This window comes from Streptococcus mitis (assembly GCF_946190115.1).
GTDB lineage: Bacteria > Bacillota > Bacilli > Lactobacillales > Streptococcaceae > Streptococcus > Streptococcus mitis_CO.
Genome location: NZ_CAMHZG010000002.1, coordinates 31,775 through 51,851, shown reverse-complemented (window position 1 = coordinate 51,851; position 20,077 = coordinate 31,775). Strand labels below are relative to the sequence as shown.

At 39.5% G+C, this 20,077-nt stretch carries 18 protein-coding genes; 5 read left to right on the top strand and 13 right to left on the bottom strand.

The features are described 5' to 3' along the window. Positions 1-1,242, top strand: coding sequence for a D-alanyl-D-alanine carboxypeptidase PBP3 (gene pbp3, locus N8L90_RS01210; RefSeq protein ID WP_261023866.1), 1,242 nt, complete (start codon positions 1-3; stop codon positions 1,240-1,242). 147 nt (positions 1,243-1,389) lie between these two features. Here the strand turns inward: pbp3 and N8L90_RS01205 are convergent, their stop codons facing one another. From N8L90_RS01205 to N8L90_RS01185, 5 genes are all read right to left on the bottom strand, one after another. Continuing rightward, positions 1,390-2,244, bottom strand: coding sequence for an NAD(P)H-hydrate dehydratase (locus tag N8L90_RS01205; protein ID WP_261023865.1), 855 nt, complete (start codon positions 2,242-2,244; stop codon positions 1,390-1,392). A gap of 14 nt (positions 2,245-2,258) precedes the next feature. Continuing rightward, complete coding sequence (locus N8L90_RS01200; protein ID WP_261023864.1) at positions 2,259-3,080, bottom strand: phosphate ABC transporter ATPase; 822 nt, start codon at positions 3,078-3,080, stop codon at positions 2,259-2,261. Between the two features lie 137 nt (positions 3,081-3,217). Next, positions 3,218-4,075 carry a bifunctional methylenetetrahydrofolate dehydrogenase/methenyltetrahydrofolate cyclohydrolase gene (locus N8L90_RS01195; protein WP_261023863.1) on the bottom strand — a complete coding sequence of 286 codons (858 nt, stop codon included), beginning with the start codon at positions 4,073-4,075 and terminating at the stop codon, positions 3,218-3,220. 153 nt (positions 4,076-4,228) lie between these two features. Beyond that, complete coding sequence (locus tag N8L90_RS01190; RefSeq protein WP_261023862.1) at positions 4,229-4,963, bottom strand: amino acid ABC transporter ATP-binding protein; 735 nt, start codon at positions 4,961-4,963, stop codon at positions 4,229-4,231. Then, entirely contained in the window at positions 4,963-5,646 is a 684-nt protein-coding gene (locus tag N8L90_RS01185) for an amino acid ABC transporter permease (RefSeq protein ID WP_001011642.1), read from the bottom strand. Before N8L90_RS01185 ends, N8L90_RS01190 begins: the two co-directional genes overlap by 1 nt. 190 nt (positions 5,647-5,836) lie before the next feature. Here N8L90_RS01185 and N8L90_RS01180 point away from each other — a divergent pair, with 190 nt between their 5' ends. Both N8L90_RS01180 and N8L90_RS01175 read left to right on the top strand, forming a co-directional pair. Further along, entirely contained in the window at positions 5,837-6,067 is a 231-nt protein-coding gene (locus tag N8L90_RS01180; protein ID WP_000443570.1) for a DUF1797 family protein, read from the top strand. A 230-nt stretch (positions 6,068-6,297) separates the two neighbouring features. Beyond that, entirely contained in the window at positions 6,298-8,565 is a 2,268-nt protein-coding gene (locus tag N8L90_RS01175) for an ATP-dependent Clp protease ATP-binding subunit (protein WP_261023861.1), read from the top strand. Positions 8,566-8,605: 40 nt separating this feature from the next. Here N8L90_RS01175 and N8L90_RS01170 read toward each other — a convergent pair whose 3' ends face one another. Together N8L90_RS01170 and N8L90_RS01165 are read right to left on the bottom strand one after the other, a co-directional pair. Next, on the bottom strand, positions 8,606-9,220 hold the full coding sequence (locus tag N8L90_RS01170) for a GyrI-like domain-containing protein (RefSeq protein WP_077804931.1): 615 nt from the start codon (positions 9,218-9,220) through the stop codon (positions 8,606-8,608). A gap of 54 nt (positions 9,221-9,274) precedes the next feature. Next, positions 9,275-10,177 carry a helix-turn-helix transcriptional regulator gene (locus N8L90_RS01165; RefSeq protein WP_261023860.1) on the bottom strand — a complete coding sequence of 301 codons (903 nt, stop codon included), beginning with the start codon at positions 10,175-10,177 and terminating at the stop codon, positions 9,275-9,277. A 175-nt stretch (positions 10,178-10,352) separates the two neighbouring features. Between N8L90_RS01165 and N8L90_RS01160 the strand changes: the two genes are divergently transcribed. Together N8L90_RS01160 and N8L90_RS01155 are read left to right on the top strand one after the other, a co-directional pair. Then, positions 10,353-10,805 carry an NUDIX hydrolase gene (locus N8L90_RS01160; protein WP_049509580.1) on the top strand — a complete coding sequence of 151 codons (453 nt, stop codon included), beginning with the start codon at positions 10,353-10,355 and terminating at the stop codon, positions 10,803-10,805. A 58-nt stretch (positions 10,806-10,863) separates the two neighbouring features. Further along, a complete protein-coding gene (locus N8L90_RS01155; protein WP_000767189.1) occupies positions 10,864-11,163 on the top strand; it encodes a DUF1827 family protein in 300 nt (99 codons plus the stop codon). 174 nt (positions 11,164-11,337) lie between these two features. Here N8L90_RS01155 and ezrA read toward each other — a convergent pair whose 3' ends face one another. The 6 genes from ezrA to N8L90_RS01125 form a co-directional block, all read right to left on the bottom strand. Next, positions 11,338-13,065 (bottom strand): septation ring formation regulator EzrA, encoded by a 1,728-nt coding sequence (gene ezrA / locus N8L90_RS01150; protein ID WP_261023859.1) that lies wholly within the window; start codon positions 13,063-13,065, stop codon positions 11,338-11,340. A gap of 81 nt (positions 13,066-13,146) precedes the next feature. Beyond that, positions 13,147-15,093 carry a DNA topoisomerase (ATP-hydrolyzing) subunit B gene (gene gyrB / locus N8L90_RS01145; protein ID WP_000134040.1) on the bottom strand — a complete coding sequence of 649 codons (1,947 nt, stop codon included), beginning with the start codon at positions 15,091-15,093 and terminating at the stop codon, positions 13,147-13,149. A gap of 14 nt (positions 15,094-15,107) precedes the next feature. After that, entirely contained in the window at positions 15,108-15,671 is a 564-nt protein-coding gene (locus tag N8L90_RS01140; RefSeq protein ID WP_261023858.1) for an HAD family hydrolase, read from the bottom strand. Positions 15,672-15,755: 84 nt separating this feature from the next. Further along, positions 15,756-16,310, bottom strand: a complete 555-nt coding sequence (locus N8L90_RS01135; RefSeq protein ID WP_261023857.1) for a DJ-1 family glyoxalase III — start codon at positions 16,308-16,310, stop codon at positions 15,756-15,758. Positions 16,311-16,320: 10 nt separating this feature from the next. Further along, entirely contained in the window at positions 16,321-17,544 is a 1,224-nt protein-coding gene (locus N8L90_RS01130) for an FtsW/RodA/SpoVE family cell cycle protein (RefSeq protein ID WP_261023856.1), read from the bottom strand. A gap of 36 nt (positions 17,545-17,580) precedes the next feature. Beyond that, on the bottom strand, positions 17,581-20,031 hold the full coding sequence (locus N8L90_RS01125) for a bifunctional DnaQ family exonuclease/ATP-dependent helicase (protein ID WP_261023855.1): 2,451 nt from the start codon (positions 20,029-20,031) through the stop codon (positions 17,581-17,583). Positions 20,032-20,077 lie beyond the last annotated feature (46 nt).

Here is a 20,077-nt window from a genome sequence, read left to right as displayed (position 1 = left end):
ATGAAAAAAATAATTTTAACTCTCCTAAGCCTTTCCGTTATTGGGGCAGCATCTACTGTTGATGCTCAAGATTTTAATATTGCTGCAAAACATGCGATTGCTGTTGAAGCAAATACTGGAAAAATACTTTATGAAAAAGATGCAACACAACCTGTCGAAATTGCTTCTATTACAAAACTACTTACAGTTTATCTTGTCTATGAGGCTCTAGAAAATGGAAGTATCACACTCTCCACACCGGTAGATATTTCTGATTATCCTTATCAATTAACGACAAATTCCGAAGCCAGTAATGTTCCTATGGAGGCCCGTAATTATACCGTCGAAGAGTTGCTTGAAGCAACTCTGGTATCTAGTGCCAACAGCGCCGCTATTGCCCTAGCTGAGAAAATTGCTGGCTCTGAAAAAAACTTCGTTGATATGATGCGGGCCAAACTCTTGGAATGGGGAATCAAAGATGCCACCCTTGTCAATACAACTGGTCTTAACAACGAAACTCTCGGAGATAATATTTACCCAGGGTCTAATAAAGATGATGAAAATAAGCTCAGTGCCTATGATGTTGCTATCGTTGCTCGTAACCTTATCAAAAAATACCCACAAGTCTTGGAAATTACCAAAAAAACTTCTTCTACTTTTGCTGGGATGACAATCACTTCTACCAACTACATGTTAGAAGGCATGCCTGCTTATCGAGGTGGTTTTGATGGCCTTAAAACAGGAACAACAGACAAAGCCGGAGAATCTTTTGTTGGTACTACTGTCGAAAAAGGCATGAGGGTTATCACAGTTGTTTTGAATGCAGATCATCAAGATAATAATCCTTACTCTCGTTTTACAGCTACATCTTCCCTAATGGATTATATCTCTTCTACATTCACACTTCGCAAAATCGTTCAACAAGGCGATGCCTATCAAGATAGTAAAGTCCCCGTACAAGATGGAAAAGAAGATACGGTTACTGCAGTGGCCCCAGAGGATATCTATCTAATTGAACGTGGTGGGAATCAAACTTCCCAATCTATTCAATTCACACCTGATTCTAAAGCAATCCTCGCACCACTTGAAGCTGGAACAGTGGTTGGCCATTTGACTTACGAAGACAAGGATTTAATTGGTCAAGGTTACATTACCACAGAACGTCCTAGTTTCGAAATGGTAGCAGAAAAGAAAGTTGAAAAAGCCTTCTTCTTAAAAGTTTGGTGGAATCAGTTTATCCGATTTATCAACGAGAAATTATAAAACATACTGAGCAAAAGATTGCTCCAAAATAGAAACAGACCAAAAAGTCTTTAAAGTCAAAAACGCATAGTATCAGGTATTAAAAAAACTTGATATTATGCGTTTTATTGTGGTAATATTTACTTCGTTTTCTCCTAAAATTGAATTTTATCCCATTCTTTTTTGAGATATTTTATTCATTACTTTAGGAAGACAATTACTAATTTCCGTTGGCAAGATCACATAATGTTCTTGAGATAGTTCTTGGGCTATTGCTGAATGAAGATGGGTCGCTACTGCCACACGTTCGTAGAGACTGTCCTGTCGGAATTGGCCTACAAATCCTGCGATCATCCCAGCCAGAGTATCTCCCATTCCCCCAGTCGCCTGATAGGGACCACCAACCTGTAACTGGTAATAATCAGATTGGCCAGCTTGCCAAATACGAGTAGCTGGACCTTTCTCTACCAAAATTGTTCCTTGAGGGAAGGAAGTTAGGGCACTAGCCGTTGCATCTTCGTTTTGCTTTTCAATAGCAATACCAGACAGCTTTTCCCATTCTTTTTGGTGGGGAGTTAGGATAAGCTGGTTAGATGGAAATGACAAACTTGTTCTAGCAAGAATGGTCAGGGCACCTCCATCTACAATCAAAATCTGATTTTGGCTTAAATTAACAAAGACTTGTTTTACTAGATTTTCTCCAAAAGCATCGTCTCGTAAACCAGGCCCCAGCAAGACAACTTCAGCCTTCTCCAATTGCTCTTTTAACAATTGCTGGTCTTGAAGAGAAAAGGCCATAGCCTCAGGTAAATGGCTGTGCAGAGCTGAAATATTTTCCCTGTCCGTTCCAACGGTCACCAATCCTGCACCGCTTTTTACAGCTGCCAAAGCAGCCATGATGATGGCACCACCATAAGGATAAGTCCCACCCAGCAACAGTAGACGACCGTAGTCTCCTTTATGACTTGTACGAGAACGTTCAATAATGACTTTTTCTAGTAAGGTTTGATCAATCACTTTCATCGTTTTTTCCTCAACTATCCTTTACCTGATTGTTTTAAGACAATCCGATACACTTTTTTAGCCCACTCTTCCAAACCTTCTCCAGCATAGTCAAGATAATGCACCCTATCTTGTATTTTAGTTGGAATAATATTTTCAAATTGGCTCTTATTATGAGTTGGAATAATGCAAATATACAACTCACTAAATAAATTCAACATATCCTTAATTTTTGCAACATGATAGCCATCAAAAATATAACCAGTAACTTTAATCAAATCTGTATAGATAAAATGAAAACTCACTCCAGGAATAAACTTGTCTTGTAATTCTTTCTCTGAAGGAGCTCGACCTAATAAACGCTCCATCGCTAATCGATAACCAGAACTTGTATTTGACCACCCTAACATGACATAGTCAAAATAATCTATCGGATCCGATGCAGCATTTCGACTATCCAAAACCAACTCCTCAGCATCTCGCCCAAAGGCTTTCACAGCAGATAAGAGCTGACCTGTTTTAAAGATAGAAATCGCTGTATCTATAGTCGTAGTATGACTACAGTAGTCTGAAGTCACTAACCTCTTATGTAGATCATAAGTCGAGGCTACTATTTTATCTGTAGGGGTAAATGGTGGCAGAAAGGGATGCTGAAAGATGTAATCTAAAATCTCTTTTTTTAAACAAGAATCAGCACACTCAATATTTGTTTGACGTTTATGAAGCTTTTCGTAAGCTATAAATTTAGCAATTTTTTCTAATTCCCATTCTTGAATATTTGGATAATCAATTAGTGCTAAGTGATATATTCCATCCCATTGCAAACTATATTCTCCATTATAAATTTTTAAAATCATCTAATCACCTCACTCTATTATACAACAAAAAGGAGGCGCAAACCTCCTTTTGTAATCTTATATCTAAAATTTAAGATTCATTTCTGCCATTCTAGATATAACTATAGAGAATACACTTTCTTCAGCGAATGTTTCTCTTATTTTCTATTCAATGTCCGAAGTGCTGCCTGATAGGTTTGCTCCATTAGCATGGTAATGGTCATAGGACCGACACCTCCAGGGACTGGCGTGATATGGCTAGCAAGTGGTGCAACTGCCTCATAATCCACATCTCCACAGAGCTTACCATTTTCATCTCGGTTCATCCCAACGTCAATGACAACCGCACCTGGTTTGACAAAGTCAGCAGTCACAAACTTGGCACGGCCGATTGCTACTACAAGAATATCTGCTTTAGCAGCCACCTTGGCAAGATTATGAGTCCGTGAGTGAGTCAAGGTCACTGTAGCATTTTTGGCCAAAAGAAGCTGGGCCATAGGTTTTCCAACAATATTTGAACGACCGATGACCACCGCATTTTTACCTTCTAATTCAATCCCATATTCATGAAACATTTCCATAATTCCTGCAGGTGTTGATGGAATCATGACTGGATGACCAGACCAAAGGCATCCCATATTTAGAGGATGGAAACCATCCACATCCTTTTCTGGGTCAATAGCCAATAGAACTGCCTCTTCATCAATGTGTTTTGGTAATGGCAACTGGACCAAAATCCCATGCCAAGCTGGATCCTGATTATATTTAGCAATCAGGTCTAACAATTCCTCTTGAGTAATGGTCTCTGGAACTCGCACTACTTCGCTACGGAAACCAGCCGCAAGAGCTGACCTCTCCTTGTTGCGAACGTAGACTTGGCTGGCTGGATTGTCCCCAACCAAAATCACTACCAAACCAGGTACTAGACCTGTTTCTTCCTTTAATTTTTCAGTCTTTTCAGCCAACTGCCCCTGCAATTTGGCCGCTAAAGCTTTCCCATCAATAATCTGTGTCATATCACTTCTCTTTTCTTTCAAATATCTTCCATTATACCAAAAACTGCCAGCACCCTCTAACACTTCTTTCCTAGGCAATCCTATAGTTTCAAACTATAAGAAAAAGCTCGGGTCGAGCTTTTCACTAATCTTGTCTTGAAATTTTAAAATAGATTATAAAACCTTACTCAAGAAGTCTTTAGTTCGTTGTTCTTGGGTTTGTTCAAAAATCTGCTCAGGTGTCCCATCTTCAACAACCACACCGTCTGCCATAAAGATAACACGGTCTGCCACCTCACGCGCAAATCCCATCTCATGTGTTACGATAACCATAGTCATTCCTGACTTGGCAAGGTCTTGCATAACAGCCAACACCTCACCTACCATTTCAGGGTCCAGGGCTGAAGTTGGCTCGTCAAAGAGCAAAACATCAGGTTCCATGGCCAAACCACGCGCAATGGCAATCCGCTGTTGCTGCCCACCTGACAAACTCTGTGGATAAGCAATTGCCTTATCTGGTAAACCAACTTTTTCCAAAAGTTCCTGAGCTCTCTTCTCAGCAACTTCCTTACTTTCACCTTTGGTCTTGATAGGAGACAAGGTGATATTTTCCATCACAGTCATATTAGGAAAGAGATTGAATTGTTGGAAAACCATGCCCATCTTCTCACGCATGGCAAACAGGTCATTCTTCTTGTCCGTAATATCGACTCCCTCAAAGATAACCTTCCCTTTAGTCGCTTCTTCCAACAAATTCATAGAGCGAAGCAAGGTAGATTTCCCGCTCCCCGAAGGACCGATGATAACGACAACTTCTCCTCTTTTAATCTCGAGGTTGATGCCCTTCAATACTTCATTTTTTCCAAAGGATTTATGTAAATTTTCAATTTTTATCAAGGTTTCTGTCATTATTTTTTATCTCCTTGTCCCATACGTTTTTCAAAAGCTTTCAAGGCTACTGTCAAAATAGAAGTCATAATCAAGTAATAAAAGGCTGCAAATAAAAGTGGTGTTAAAGGTAAATAGGTTGTTGTAGAAACTGTTGTAGCCCCGTTCCACAACTCCATAACACCGATAGCTGATAATAGGGAGCTGTCCTTGATAATGGTAATAAATTCGTTCCCCAATGCTGGCAAAATATTTTTGATTGCTTGTGGCAAAATCACATACCGCATCGCATTTTTAGGACGAATCCCTAACGAATAAGCCGCTTCTAGCTGACCTTTTGGAACCGCATTAATCCCAGCACGAACAGTCTCAGAAACATAAGCACCACTGTTCATAGAGATAATCAAAATCCCTGGAATCAAGCGAGAAAGATCAACACCCAAAATCCCAACCTGAATAGTCGGAGCATTGATATGCATAAGAGCAAAGGCAATCATAATCTGAACCATCATCGGTGTCCCACGGAAAATCCAAACGTACAAGTTGGCCAGCCAGACAAGCGGTTTAAACTTTGAACGTTGCCCAAAAGCCAAGACAACACCCAGAATGGTTCCCAAAAAGACCACACAGATAGAAATGAGAACCGTCACGACAGCCCCGTAGTTAAAATAAGGTAAATACTTAGGTAAAAAAGAAAAATTCATAGTCACACTGCTTTCTAAAATAGAATACTGTATGATTATAACATACGTTGAATTAAAATTCAAACTTTTTATCCGATTTATTCAAAAAAACTTTAAGCTGGTAGAATTAGCGAGAAATCTTAGTTTTTTCTAGTCAAGTTGGCCTCCTTTATGGTAAAATAGTAACGATAAGAAATGAAGGAGAATCAAAATGGAATCACATTTGGTTAGAATCATCAACCGCCTTGAAGCAATGGCAAAAGACGGCGGAAATTTAAAACGTAATTTTGAACGCGAAGGAGTTGTTGTTGCAGAAGTTGCATACAGCCACGACGAAGAAAACGGCTCAATCTTTACCCTTCGTGATGTCGAAGCTCGCGAAACTTATACGTTTGATAGCATTGACTTGATTGCAATGGAGATTTACGAACTCCTTTACTAATACAAAACAAGCTGGGATTACACCCTGCATGTCTAACCAAAATCCTTTTTGTCTCACAAATAGGATTTTTTTATAGTCCAAATTCACAAAAATTTTCATTGTAACAACTTCTCAAAGCTGCAATCTTTTTACTTGCTTTACACCCCAATCCTGTTATAATGAGAGTATAGAAATTTGACTATTTTTGACCTTTGGACAGGTCAAGCTAAAGAAAGAAATGAGGTAGATGTATGCTTTGTCAAAACTGTAAAATCAATGACTCAACAATTCATCTTTATACCAATCTTAATGGAAAGCAAAAACAAATTGACCTCTGTCAAAACTGCTATAAGATTATCAAGACAGATCCTAACAATACCCTCTTTAAAGGTATGACGGATCTGAACAATCGTGACTTTGATCCCTTTGGTGATTTCTTCAATGACCTAAACAATTTCAGACCTTCTAACAACACTCCTCCGACTCCCCCAACCCAATCAGGTGGAGGTTACGGCGGAAACGGCGGTTATGGTTCCCAAAATCGTGGATCTGCTCAAACTCCACCACCAAGCCAAGAAAAAGGCCTGCTAGAAGAATTTGGTATCAACGTAACTGAAATTGCCCGTCGTGGAGATATAGACCCTGTTATTGGGCGCGACGATGAGATTATCCGTGTCATCGAAATTCTCAATCGTAGAACTAAGAATAATCCTGTTCTTATCGGTGAACCAGGTGTCGGAAAAACGGCTGTTGTCGAAGGTCTAGCTCAGAAAATCGTTGATGGCGATGTTCCACATAAACTCCAAGGCAAACAAGTCATCCGTCTAGATGTGGTTAGCTTGGTTCAAGGAACGGGTATCCGTGGACAATTTGAAGAACGCATGCAAAAACTCATGGAAGAAATTCGCAAACGTGAGGATATCATCCTCTTTATCGATGAAATCCATGAAATTGTTGGTGCGGGGTCTGCGGGCGATGGCAATATGGATGCAGGAAATATCCTCAAGCCAGCCCTTGCCCGTGGGGAACTGCAACTGGTCGGTGCTACTACCCTCAATGAATACCGTATCATTGAAAAGGATGCAGCCCTAGAGCGTCGTATGCAACCTGTTAAGGTCGATGAACCAACAGTGGAAGAAACAATCACTATCCTCAAAGGAATTCAAAAGAAATACGAAGACTACCACCACGTTCAGTATACCGATGCTGCAATTGAAGCAGCTGCAACTCTTTCCAATCGCTACATCCAAGATCGCTTCTTGCCTGACAAGGCCATTGACCTCCTAGATGAAGCAGGTTCTAAGATGAATTTGACCTTGAATTTTGTGGATCCTAAAGTAATTGATCAACGCTTGATTGAGGCTGAAAATCTCAAATCTCAAGCTACACGGGAGGAAGATTTTGAGAAGGCCGCCTACTTCCGTGACCAAATTGCCAAGTATAAGGAAATGCAAAAGAAAAAGGTCACAGACCAGGACACTCCTATCATCAGTGAGAAAACCATTGAGCACATTATCGAGCAGAAAACCAATATCCCTGTTGGCGATTTGAAAGAGAAAGAACAATCTCAACTCATCCATCTAGCTGAAGACCTCAAGTCTCATGTTATTGGACAGGACGATGCAGTTGATAAGATAGCCAAGGCTATTCGCCGTAATCGTGTCGGTCTCGGTACCCCTAACCGCCCAATCGGAAGCTTCCTTTTCGTTGGGCCAACCGGTGTCGGTAAGACAGAACTTTCCAAACAACTAGCTATCGAACTTTTTGGTTCTGCTGACAGCATGATTCGCTTTGACATGAGTGAATACATGGAAAAACACAGCGTAGCTAAGTTGGTCGGTGCCCCTCCAGGTTATGTTGGCTACGATGAGGCTGGGCAATTAACTGAAAAAGTTCGACGCAATCCATATTCCCTCATCCTTCTCGATGAAGTGGAAAAAGCTTACCCAGATGTTATGCATATGTTCCTCCAGGTCTTGGACGATGGTCGTTTGACAGATGGGCAAGGACGTACCGTTAGCTTCAAGGATGCCATCATCATCATGACTTCAAATGCAGGTACAGGTAAGGCAGAAGCCAGCGTTGGATTTGGGGCTGCTAGAGAAGGACGTACCAACTCTGTTCTTGGTGAACTCGGTAACTTCTTTAGCCCAGAGTTTATGAACCGTTTTGATGGTATTATCGAATTTAAGGCTCTCAGCAAGGACAACCTCCTTCAGATTGTCGAGCTTATGCTAGCAGACGTTAACAAGCGCCTTTCTAGCAACAATATTCATTTAGATGTAACTGAAAAGGTCAAGGAAAAATTAGTTGACCTCGGTTATGATCCAAAAATGGGAGCACGCCCACTTCGTCGTACTATTCAAGACTATATTGAAGACGCAATCACTGACTACTACCTTGAAAATCCAAGCGAAAAAGACCTCAAGGCAGTTATGACCAGCAAGGGCAAGATTCAAATCAAATCTGCCAAAAAAGCTGAAAAAATCAAAGAGAATACTTCTGAAATAGAAGATTAGAACTCATAAAAAGAACAGGAAACAAGATCTCCTGTTCTTTTTAATTCTCTTCTTGAACTTGATAGCGAAGAATTGTTTTCAATTTGCTTGGCTCCGTTCGATGAAGGTTATTGAGATAGATTTCTCGGTGGTACTCCGTAATTCTTTTGAGTTTATGAAGTTGACAAAAATCTTCCATATCTGCAAAAGTCTCATTTTCTGTATCAAAGGGTCCTACATGAAGCATAGCAAGACTTAGGCCTTCTTCTATTTTTTCAAAACGAATAGCCTCATAGAGAAGATTTGGCTTCTTGATCATCACCTCGTTCAGAGCTTCCTCAAATAGTTCTCGCGTAATAAAATCGGGTTGCCCAATCATAATGCTATAAGAAAGCTCACTTTTTACCAGTTCTCCTTCCTTCTCCTTTTTCCATAAACCTTCTAAAGGAAAGACTGTAAAATCATGGTAAACCTCATCCAGAGGAGCTTTTTTATACTTCATCTTTATCGCATAAGCTAAGGCATACAAAATTCCTACGCGTTCTGAAAAATCTTCTTGATTTGGATCGCCTTTACCATCTATCACGATATAGGATTGACCTGGTACTTCCAAGATGGTGGGCCTAGCCTTAATTTGATAAAGAGCTTTCGCTTCTTTTCTCCATTCGTATTTCATTTAATTCTTCTCCTTTCTATCTCTAGTATAGCACTAAAACCCTGACATCTTTTGTCAAGGTTTATAAAATTTTTGGATTTTTTCTACTCTAGAAAGCAGTTCCTTCTTCAGATAGTCAGGGTCGAGTATTTCCACTCCATCTAAATAAGACAGGAGGTAAGTATACATACTTTCATGCTCTGGTAGGACTGTCTTGACATAATAACATCCATCTTTGCCCAAGCTAATCTCATCTTCTAAAAAATCTTCATAAACCCGGAAAGCAAGCTTGGGACTAAACTTCAAGGAAACTTCGATTTGATTTGCCACTTGATCTGAACTATCAACGGAATCCATCAGGTTTTTCTGCTTCACTATTTCATTTGTTAGGTGACAATTCCTAATTCTAGATAACTTGAAAAAACGCCAGTCTTCCTTCAAACAACAGTAAGCATGAAGGTACCAATCTCTCTTTTTAAATACGAGTTTAAAAGGTTCAACTGTACGAATCGTTTTCTGACCACTCCCACCTAGATAAGTGATGACCAGTCGCCTCTTCTCTAGAATAGCATGTTTGATATTATCAAATAATTCTTTTTGACCTTCCCGCTTTCTCCAGTCAGTCAAATCTACTTCTATCCAAGGGCTGGTAGAAACTTGAAAAATAGATTCTAATTTTTCAAGTAACAGGTCTTGTCTGTCATCCGTCAGAGCTTGAATCCCTTGCAAAGCAGACAACAGTTCTATTTTTTCATTCTCCGACACAAGAGCGCGATCCAGGACAAAGTCCTTCATTAAAAAAATTCCACCTGAGTTTCCAGGAATCGAATAAAGGGGATTCCCCGCCATACTCAAGCGCTCAATATCACGATAAATTGTTCGTACAGACACTTCAAATAATCGGGCTAATTCAGGAGCTGTTGTACTACCTTTTTCTAAAAGTAGATATAGAATACGAAATAATCTTGATTCTGCCATAAAATCACCTCCCTTTTATTATACCAGTTAAAGAAGTCCATTTAGAGAATTTACCCCAACAAATATTGATAAAGTTAAAGTAGATTTTCTTCACAAGTTCGTTGGTTTCTTCTTGACAGCTTGCCCTTTGTCCATTATGATAATAATAACGATACTAGATAATGAGGAAAATTCAATGGCAAACCCAACTTTCGGAGAAAAAAAAGCGAATACAGATTATGTTGCACGCTATGGAGTGTATGCAGTTATCCCTGACGCTGAACAAAAACAAATTGTTCTTGTTCAAGCACCCAATGGCGCCTGGTTCCTACCAGGTGGTGAAATTGAAGCAGGTGAAAATCATCAAGAAGCCCTAAAGCGTGAATTGATTGAAGAGCTTGGATTCACAGCTGAAATTGGTACCTATTACGGACAAGCTGACGAATATTTCTACTCTCGTCATCGTGACACCTACTACTACAATCCTGCCTATCTCTATGAAGCGACTTCTTTCAAAGAAGTGCAAAAGCCACTAGAAGACTTTAATCATATTGCCTGGTTCCCTATTGACGAGGCTATTGAAAATCTCAAACGTGGTAGCCATAAATGGGCTATTGAATCTTGGAAAAAACAGCATAAGATTGACTAAATCCAGCTACTTTATTCAAAAAGTGCTATAATAGAATTAGAAAATCGGAGGAAATGTTATGAAGCTAATCAATACGACAAACTCACACTCGCAACTTGTAAAAAGCCAGCTAGAAAGTACAGATGCAACCCTTGTTGAGGTTTATTCTGCAGGGAATACCGATGTTATTTTTACTCAAGCTCCGCTTCACTATGAAATCCTCATCTCAAACAAACACCGCGCTATTCGCGAACCTGAAATCGAAGCGATTCAAGAATTTTTCTTGAAACGTAAAATTGATAAGGACTCTATTGATGAGGCCAATATCAAAACCCTCTATTCAGAAAAATTAATTGGAATTTCGATTCCAACCAAATAAAATCTTGGAGAGATTAGAAAGTGCTTTGAACCTTATGGAACAAAATTAGGTTTATTTAGCTTTTTAAATCATCTCCAATTTTTTATCTTGAAATCTTATCATACAAGATTTTATAGACAAATAATAAAAAAGATTTGGTTCTACTTCTCACAAAACCAAATCTTTTTTATTATTTTAGAAACGAATTGTTTCACGTGTTTTCTCATACGAGGTAACAAAGCGGTTGGTTACACCAGGCTCTGCCACTTCCAAAGCTTGAGAAATCTTGTCAAATGAAGCGCGATAATCAAATTCTTTTTCAAAAATATCTAAAGCTTCGTTAAATGCTTCTTGAATACGTTCATCAAATGAGCGATAGCGGTTAGAATATTGCAATAGTTGTTCTGTCAAGGTTGCATACTGTACAATATTATAAGTTTCCGTCTCAAGCTCTTCCATATCCTTCGTTGCAATTTCAAGAATACGGTTAACTGATTCTATATTGACTAAGTTTTGCTCTAATTCAGCCATTAGATCTTCCGTATTATTACTTGCTGTAAAGAATAACTTCAAGAAAGTTTGTGGAATACCAGGTAGGTTCCGTTTTTCCATATATCTCTTGATTGTATGGAGACGATTAACATATACATTTGCCTTTTGACGTGCATTGATATCATCTTTCTCAATTCGTGCAAGACGCTCACTAACTGAAATCTGTTCATCTTCAATCTCTTTAAGATTTTCCTGTAAAGATTCAAGATTTTCTTCAAGAATTGAATATGCTTGAGTTGGTTCATCTTGATTTGAAGTTGCCTCAATAATAGCAGTCTCAAAGCTTTCTAATTCGGACTGTAAACGACGAACATGACTTGCATCCGATTCAGAAAGTAAATAACTTTTACTCAAACGCTCAATATCTTCTATCAATAAAGCATTATTTTCCTTCATGTGTTGAAGATAAGTAGGAAGTGTTGCTACTAAACCTTCTACTACTTTCTGTGCCGCAATTTCTCTTGTAAAGATATCATAAAGTGCATTAATCTCTTCTTGGATTTGAGTATTTTCGTACTCTGCATTATCCAATTCTAGTTTCGCAATATTCTCATGATTTTTCTTGAGAGCTTCATACAGTAGTTGGAAACGCGCTTCAATATCCGTTTCAGCAAAATGATAATTAGCATCTAAAAGCTTACGGTAGCCATCTTCTAAATCTTCCAGTTGATCAGGTAGGTCTTTAGATAATGTTGCTACAATTGCTGGTATACGATCAACAATATGCGTTAAAGCCAAGATATGATTTTCAGCATTATCCAAAATCACAGCAGCTTCTACTGGGTCACCTGACGAATTTAAAGTTACAAACTGAGAAAACTCTGATTGGATATTTTCCAATTGTTTTTCAATTTCAGATAAACCTTGACCATATTCTTCAGAATGATCAGCAACTCGGTGTTGCAACTCTTCAAACAAGTCCAAGGTATGAAGAACACGTCCACTATTTTTAGACTCTTGTTTCTCCAAATCTGCCAAGGCGTTGCGAATTGCCGCAATATCTTCTTCAATCAAAGTAATTTGACTCTCGATTTGATCAATTTGATGACTGGCCTTTAAAAAACGGAATGAGTTATTGTAGCCTTCTGCCTCGAAAAGATTATTTTCGATATCGGCAAAAGAATTAAGAGATAAATCAACCCATTTTTGATTCCATTCACGGAAAGTCACCTGACTTTGTCCAATCAAGTGCATATTTTTTACAGCTTCAACTTCATCATTAACTGGAAGATTGTACAGTTCTTCTTTTTTCTCTTCTAAAATTGCTAGTTTACTTTCATTGCGTTTCCTTACATAAATTGCGATAGCATAAGCAATGACCAATAAAACTGCAACTGCAATTATCAAATAAATTACTAGGCTAGCAGACATATTAAACTCCTTTTTTACTTGAAACAATCGTAATGATTATATCATATTTTTTAGACCAAGGGAACTACTTCTCCCGATTTTTTAGACATCCAGTGTACTATAGACAGCATTTTCTTCGATAAACTCACGACGAGGCTCTACTCGATCCCCCATCAACATATCAAAGATTTTATCTGCTTCTGCAGCATCATCCACAGAAACTCTGGCCATCAAGCGATGTTCCGGATCCATGGTTGTTTCCCATAATTGGTGGTCATCCATTTCACCCAGACCTTTATAACGCTGAATGGTTGGTTTGGCACGTCCTTCACTGTGGCGGGCCAAGGCCTCTTGGAGTTTGATTTCTTGATCTGCACCTGGCTGGATGTATTCTTTAATCTCACTTCCAACCTTGACACCATAGATTGGTGGTTGAGCGATATAAACATAACCAGCTTCTAGGATTGGTTTCATATAACGATAAATCAAGGTTAAAAGAAGAGTACGAATGTGGGCTCCATCGACATCGGCATCGGTCATCAAAACGAGTTTTTGGTAACGAGCTTTCGAAACATCAAATTCTGCTCCAAATCCTGTTCCCATCGCTGTGAAAAGACTACGAATTTCTTCGTTAGCTAGAATCTTATCCATACTTGCCTTTTCAACGTTCAAGATCTTACCGCGGATTGGAAGAATTGCCTGAAATTCACGGTTACGACCAGATTTGGCTGATCCACCAGCTGAGTCTCCTTCGACGATGAAGAGTTCTGTTTCAGCAGGATTGTTAGAAGAACAGTCTGCTAGTTTCCCTGGAAGGTTAGAAATTTCCAAACCAGATTTTTTACGAGTGACTTCACGCGCACGCTTGGCAGCCACACGAGCCTTAGCAGCTAAAATCCCTTTTTCCACGATACGTTTGGCAATCTGTGGGTTTTCCATGAGGAAATCGGAGAAAGCATCACTGAAGAGGCGATTGGTAATCTTGACCACTTCGCTATTCCCCAGTTTGGTCTTAGTTTGTCCTTCAAACTGTGGATTTGGGTGTTTAACTGAGATAACTGCAGTTAAGCCTTCGCGGACATCTTCCCCTGTTAAGTTGTCTTCATTGTCTTTCAGTAACTTATTTTTACGAGCATAATCGTTGATAACACGAGTCAAGGCTGTACGGAAACCTTGTTCATGCGTTCCACCTTCATGGGTATGAATATTATTGGCGAAACTCATGACATTTTCATGGTAACCCGTTGTGTACTGCATGGCTACTTCAACTGTAATATCATCCATCTCACCATCTGTGTAGATTGGTGTATCAAAGATTACATCCTTGTTCTCGTTGATATATTCAACGTAGCTAGCAATCCCACCTTCATAGTGGTAATGCTTAGTTTGTTCCAAACCTTCACGCTTATCTGTAATTGAAATTTGAAGGCCGCGATTTAGAAAGGCCAATTCTTGAATGCGTTTATTTAATTTATCAAAATCAAAGGTTGTTGTTTCAGTGAAGATTTCTGGATCCGGTGTAAAGTGAACTGTTGTTCCAGTTTTATCCGTATCTCCAACTACTTCAAGATCTGCGACAACATGACCACGACGGTATTCTTGGTAATGAATCTTACCATTTTTGTGGACATGAACATCTAATTGAGTGGAAAGGGCATTAACTACTGATGACCCTACTCCGTGAAGACCACCTGAAACCTTGTAGCCGCCACCGCCAAACTTTCCTCCAGCATGAAGGACCGTAAAGACTGTCTCAACAGCAGGTCGGCCTGTTTTTTCCTGAATATCGACTGGGATCCCACGCCCATCATCGACAACAGTAATCGAATCATCTGGCTCAATAAAGACTTGAATATGGCTGGCAAATCCTGCCAAGGCCTCATCGATTGAGTTATCAACGATTTCCCAAACTAGATGGTGAAGACCTTCTTTTGAGGTTGACCCGATATACATCCCTGGACGCATACGAACAGCCTCTAAGCCCTCTAAAACTTGAATTTGACTGGCATCATAATCCTGTGCCTGCAGATTTTTGATTTCTTCTGTCATCTTATTCCTTTTTCTTACATGTCTAATACTTGTCTTAAATTCACGATACTGGTAAACAAGTGGGTATCCAGTCCAGCAGCTTGCCCTGCTTCAATATCAATCGGCCGATCACCAATGACAAGACCAGAGCAAATCTGATATTTTTCTCTTAAATAAATCATGGACTCAGGATTCGGTTTTCTCTTAAAGCCTGAGCTAGAAGTCACTACTTCTGTAAAATAAGCTGCTATAGAGGTTTTTTCTAAAATTTCCAAGACCTGATCATTTCTGTGAGAAACCAAGAAATGACGCCCACCTTGATTTGAAATGTCTTCCAATAAGTCAGAAACTCCTTCAAATAAAATCGGATGTTCAAGCTCTCTGGCTTCATTTTCCTTGTACTTTTCTAAAAAATGTTCTAAGTTGGGTGCGAAAGTCTCAATCGCAAAATCAGTAGAAACCTTTAAAGCTTGATAGACGCTGTCATGGTCTTGTGTGATACCATACAGTGCCAATGTTTCAACAAATGCAGCTGTTGAAGTTTCGTAATTATCCAGTAAAGTTCCACCTAAATCCCAGATATAATCGTGATATTTCATACCCTTCATTATAGCATTTTTTTATGAAAAAAGCGATGATTTCCCTGAGTTTTCCACATAAAAAACGAGAGGTTAACTCCCGTTTTATTGATTTTTACCAAAGACATCTCGATAGAGCATTCCTATTCGTAAAGTCTCTGCGTCTCCGCCTAGTTGCTCCACCAACTCATAGGCAAAGGCAAGGGCTGTTGAGGGCCCTCTACTGGTTGTCAAATGACCATCTACCACTACTGTTTCCTTGACATATTGACCATCAAAGATTTGCTCTTGAACGCCGTCATAACAAGTGTACTGCTTGTTTTTCAATAGCCCTGCTTGATTGAGGGCAATTGGGGCCGCACAAATGGCTGCCAGTTTCTTCCCTTCTTGCTCGAAATTTTGCAATTCTTGAATTAAGGCCTGATTGTCACGCAAATGTGCAGAACCAGGCATCCCGCCAGGAAGGACAATCATGTCATAGTCTGATAAATCCCCCTCAAAGACACGATCTGCTCTTACTTGGATTGCGTGCGAACCTGTCACTTGCTCTTCAAATCCTACCATATCACAAGTAATATTAGCACGACGCAAAACATCCACAACTGTCAAAGCTTCAATTTCTTCAAAGCCCTGAGCCAACATAACTGCTACTTTAACCATGATTTTCTCCTTATTTGATTTGTTTTAATACAACCTTTTTCCGCTTGAATCGGACTTTTCCACTCTTTTCTTCAGCTAGGTTTGTCTGGTAACTCATCGATAAAAGCAAGCCAACACCGATCAAATTACTGATAATAGCCGATCCTCCTTGCGAAATAAAAGGCAAGGGAATCCCAGTTAAAGGAAGCAAGCCAGTAACAGCACCTATATTTTCAAAGATGTGGAAGAGCAACATCATAATCAAACCTGTAGAAATATAGGTGTAGAACTGATTATTTGATTTAAGAGTAATCTTCAACATACGGTAAATCAGCATGAGATAAAGGGCGATAACAAGGACAGAGCCAATAAAGCCAAAATCTTCTGCAATGACTGTGAAAATCATATCCGACTCACGAACTGGAATAAGCAGATTAGAAGCATTAAAACCTTGACCAAATAAGCCACCGCTCCCAATGGCGATTTGTCCTTGAGCCTGTTGGTAAGTGGTTGTTTGGGCAAAGTCGAATGGATTGAGCCAAGCCAAGATACGATTGATTTGGTAGGTCGGCATCCCCAATTGATGGAGAAAAGCCCGGCCACCCTTACTGATAAAAATGGCTAAGAATCCAGCAACTCCTGTTACAGCAGTCACAAATACTGGAATAATAATTTTCCAAGAAACTCCTGATAGTAAGACGATTCCTGAGAAAATAGCTACAAAAACCAAAGCCGTCCCCAAGTCACTTTGAAGTGCCAAAAGAACTAGGACTGGAATGGTAAAGACAATCATCCAAAAAATTAATAAAAAGTCCAGCGGAACTGTACGTTGCCATTCCTTATGTTTCTTTGTAAATTGGACAATGACACGGGCCAACATGAGGACATAGGATATCTTCATAAATTCTGATGGTTGGAATAGGGTAATTCCATTTATTGATACCCAGTTTTTGGCACCCGTTGATGCAACTAGGCTTGGATTATAAAAGACGATCGGCAAGACCATGAGTCCCAAACCTAACATATATAGAAAAGGGGTCACTTTCCAAAGAAATTCTGTATTAAAGAGCATGACCACAAAACCAATCACAAGCCCCAAGGCAATCCATGCGACCTGCTGCCCTAAAATGGGCAGAATATTGTTTGGATAATCATGACTAACAGCTATATAGATAGCCACCACGCCAATAACCAGTAGAAAAAATACTGGCAATAGCAAACTATAATCGACTCTAGAGTCGAGAGAACGTTTCATATACACTAACCTTATACTTTCATACAATACTATTTATCAAAGTTCATTTAAAAATTTATCAACAGCCTCATCAACTTCGGATCGAGAGACGGTTTTAACAGTCGCTTCTTTTGCTAGAGAAGTCACTATTTGCTTGCCATATCGTTTTCCGACGATTCTTCTATCCAGAATGAGGGTTAAAGAACGTTGGTGTTCGCGTCTCATACTTCTTCCCAAAGCCTGTTTTAAACGAATAATGGCCATTGGCAATTGATAATCATAAAAGGCATTTTTCCCTTCTTGAATTAGTTCCTGATTAATCTTTTTCGTTAAGGGCTCTTGAGGATTTTGGAAAGGAAGTCTTGGTACAACTTGAATCACAAAAGGATGGCTTGAAAAATCAACTCCCTCCCAGAAACTTGCTGCACCAAGCAAGATTTGTTGTTCACCTTTTTCAAAGCGTTTCTTCAGTTGATGAACATCACCATTTTTATACTGGGCCAGATGGCTAACTGGAAGTAAATCCGATACTGCTAGAAGCATGTCTTTAGCAGTAAAGAGAACTAAAATCGGTTGCTGGAAAGCTTGAACATCCATCAGCAAATCAGCTACCTCTTTGGCATAGACTTCTAAGGAAGTTTCTGTCACCAGAGGGAAATCTTTGACCAAGACCACTTCTTGGTCCTGTTTTCTACGAGCTTCAATCTTGACAAATTTGGCTTCAGGATAGCCTAAAAGGTCGGCCAAAGAAACTCTCTGACTAATCTCAAGAGTAGCCGATACTCCCAAGACTTGGCAACTCTCAGGAACTAAGGAGGACAGAAGAATACGGCCTGATTTCGTAGAAGAAATCTGAATTTTCTTTTGACTCGTTTCAGTTGCTTCGAGCCAGTAATCACCTTCAGCTGTAAAATAGCGAACCAGCTCCTCAAAGCCTTCTACTTCTAATTCTGAAAAATACTGGTGGAGATTGGCCAGAGAATCTAAGATATTTTTCTTAGATTTTCCAGACTGAAATTGTTCTATCAAGTAGAGGCACTCAAAGCGAATACTTTCTAGTATTCGTTGCTGGACTTTATTTTGCTCCTCCAGTAAAGCCTTATCAAGCAAATCGATAATAGACTGGATATCGTGTGTCTCTTGAAGCAGATTTTCTAGAGCCAATAAAACTTTTTGGACTTCATCAATAATCAATAAACGGTCACTGACAAATTCAGGATTATCTTCAAGTCTGGTTACAAGATAGGCGTGATTGGTCACTAAAAGCTTGCAGGTTTGTGCCCTTTCTTGACTGCATTTCCAGAAATCTTCCGTCACAAATAAGCTTTGAGATGATAAATTCCCATCATGACGAAGGTCTGCGAGAAAATGTTGGTAACGATAGAGTTGCCCGATTTCATCCAAATCTCCTGTCTCTGTCTCAGTCAACCAAACCAAGAGTTGCATTTTAAAGCGCCTAAATAAGCGATTTTCATCATTTTCCTGCAAGGAACGATAAAAGGAATCCAGCTTCAAATAATTTTTAGGCCCCTTTAAACTATGAATATCTATATGGAACACTTCCTCAAGACGTTTACCTTCTTCTTCCATGATTTGATTTTGAAGAATCTTTGTCGGAACACTAAGGACAATTTGACGCTCTTTCATTTGAGATAAAGCGGGTAAGAGATAGCCATAAGTTTTCCCAATCCCAGTCGGCGCTTGAATTAGTGAGACAGGCTCATCTTTCAATAGCAAGCCAACCTCTTTAGCAAAATTTTCTTGCTCCTCCCTCACTTCAAGATTCAACAGAGAAATATTTTTAGAAAAGTCTTGAGATAGCTTTCGTGACTTCAGGGGAGCTGCAGGTTTCTTGAAATACAGTCCTTGAACTTCGACCAAGTCTGGAGAACTCAGGATAGATTGGTTTCGATAAATTTCTTCAATAACCAGATAGGACTCATATAAGAGAGCGTCAGCCATTTCCAGCAAGCGTTCCAAGAGACCTTTAGGGAGCTGGGCTATCTTTTCTCGAAGAAAAAGGAGTAATTCCGCTGTAGCTTGTGCATCTGAAAGGGCTGTGTGGGCGTGCTTTAGAGGAATTCCTAATTCTCGACACAATATCGGCAAACTATATTTTTCCATTTCTGGGAAAAAAACCTGGGCCAATTCCACCGTATCAACACGAGGATTTCTTAGCTCATAACCTTCAAAAAATAAATTTTCCGCCAAGAGATTAGCATCAAACTGAACATTATGGGCTACAAAAATCCCATCCTCCACCAAGTCAAAGATTTTTCTAGCAACTTGCGAAAAATCAGGTGCTTGCGCCAGACGTTGGTCAGTTAGCCCTGTCAATTCTTTAATATGAGCATCCAGAGGTTCGTGTGGATTGACATCCGTCGAATAGTGATCGACGATTTTTCCGTCCTCAATCACGACAATTCCCACTTGGATAATTTTAGCCTTACTACCTGTGCTAGTTGCCTCTAAATCAACCACAACATAGCGATTACCAATCGTTTTCATTATAAAAAATTATACCAAAAAAAGGGCCATTTGGCACCTGCAAACA

Excerpts from the sequence above, each read along its gene's own strand:
- pbp3 (WP_261023866.1), top strand. The coding sequence starts at position 1 with ATGAAAAAAATAATTTTAACTCTCCTAAGCCTTTCCGTTATTGGGGCA.
- N8L90_RS01190 (WP_261023862.1), bottom strand. The coding sequence starts at position 4,963 with ATGACAGAAACCTTGATAAAAATTGAAAATTTACATAAATCCTTTGGA.
- N8L90_RS01185 (WP_001011642.1), bottom strand. The coding sequence starts at position 5,646 with ATGAATTTTTCTTTTTTACCTAAGTATTTACCTTATTTTAACTACGGG.
- N8L90_RS01130 (WP_261023856.1), bottom strand. The coding sequence starts at position 17,544 with ATGAAACGTTCTCTCGACTCTAGAGTCGATTATAGTTTGCTATTGCCA.
- N8L90_RS01195 (WP_261023863.1), bottom strand. The coding sequence starts at position 4,075 with ATGACACAGATTATTGATGGGAAAGCTTTAGCGGCCAAATTGCAGGGG.
- N8L90_RS01205 (WP_261023865.1), bottom strand. The coding sequence starts at position 2,244 with ATGAAAGTGATTGATCAAACCTTACTAGAAAAAGTCATTATTGAACGT.
- N8L90_RS01160 (WP_049509580.1), top strand. The coding sequence starts at position 10,353 with ATGGCAAACCCAACTTTCGGAGAAAAAAAAGCGAATACAGATTATGTT.
- N8L90_RS01165 (WP_261023860.1), bottom strand. The coding sequence starts at position 10,177 with ATGGCAGAATCAAGATTATTTCGTATTCTATATCTACTTTTAGAAAAA.
- ezrA (WP_261023859.1), bottom strand. The coding sequence starts at position 13,065 with ATGTCTGCTAGCCTAGTAATTTATTTGATAATTGCAGTTGCAGTTTTA.
- N8L90_RS01200 (WP_261023864.1), bottom strand. The coding sequence starts at position 3,080 with ATGATTTTAAAAATTTATAATGGAGAATATAGTTTGCAATGGGATGGA.
- N8L90_RS01140 (WP_261023858.1), bottom strand. The coding sequence starts at position 15,671 with ATGAAATATCACGATTATATCTGGGATTTAGGTGGAACTTTACTGGAT.
- N8L90_RS01135 (WP_261023857.1), bottom strand. The coding sequence starts at position 16,310 with ATGGTTAAAGTAGCAGTTATGTTGGCTCAGGGCTTTGAAGAAATTGAA.
- gyrB (WP_000134040.1), bottom strand. The coding sequence starts at position 15,093 with ATGACAGAAGAAATCAAAAATCTGCAGGCACAGGATTATGATGCCAGT.
- N8L90_RS01175 (WP_261023861.1), top strand. The coding sequence starts at position 6,298 with ATGCTTTGTCAAAACTGTAAAATCAATGACTCAACAATTCATCTTTAT.
- N8L90_RS01170 (WP_077804931.1), bottom strand. The coding sequence starts at position 9,220 with ATGAAATACGAATGGAGAAAAGAAGCGAAAGCTCTTTATCAAATTAAG.
- N8L90_RS01125 (WP_261023855.1), bottom strand. The coding sequence starts at position 20,031 with ATGAAAACGATTGGTAATCGCTATGTTGTGGTTGATTTAGAGGCAACT.
- N8L90_RS01155 (WP_000767189.1), top strand. The coding sequence starts at position 10,864 with ATGAAGCTAATCAATACGACAAACTCACACTCGCAACTTGTAAAAAGC.
- N8L90_RS01180 (WP_000443570.1), top strand. The coding sequence starts at position 5,837 with ATGGAATCACATTTGGTTAGAATCATCAACCGCCTTGAAGCAATGGCA.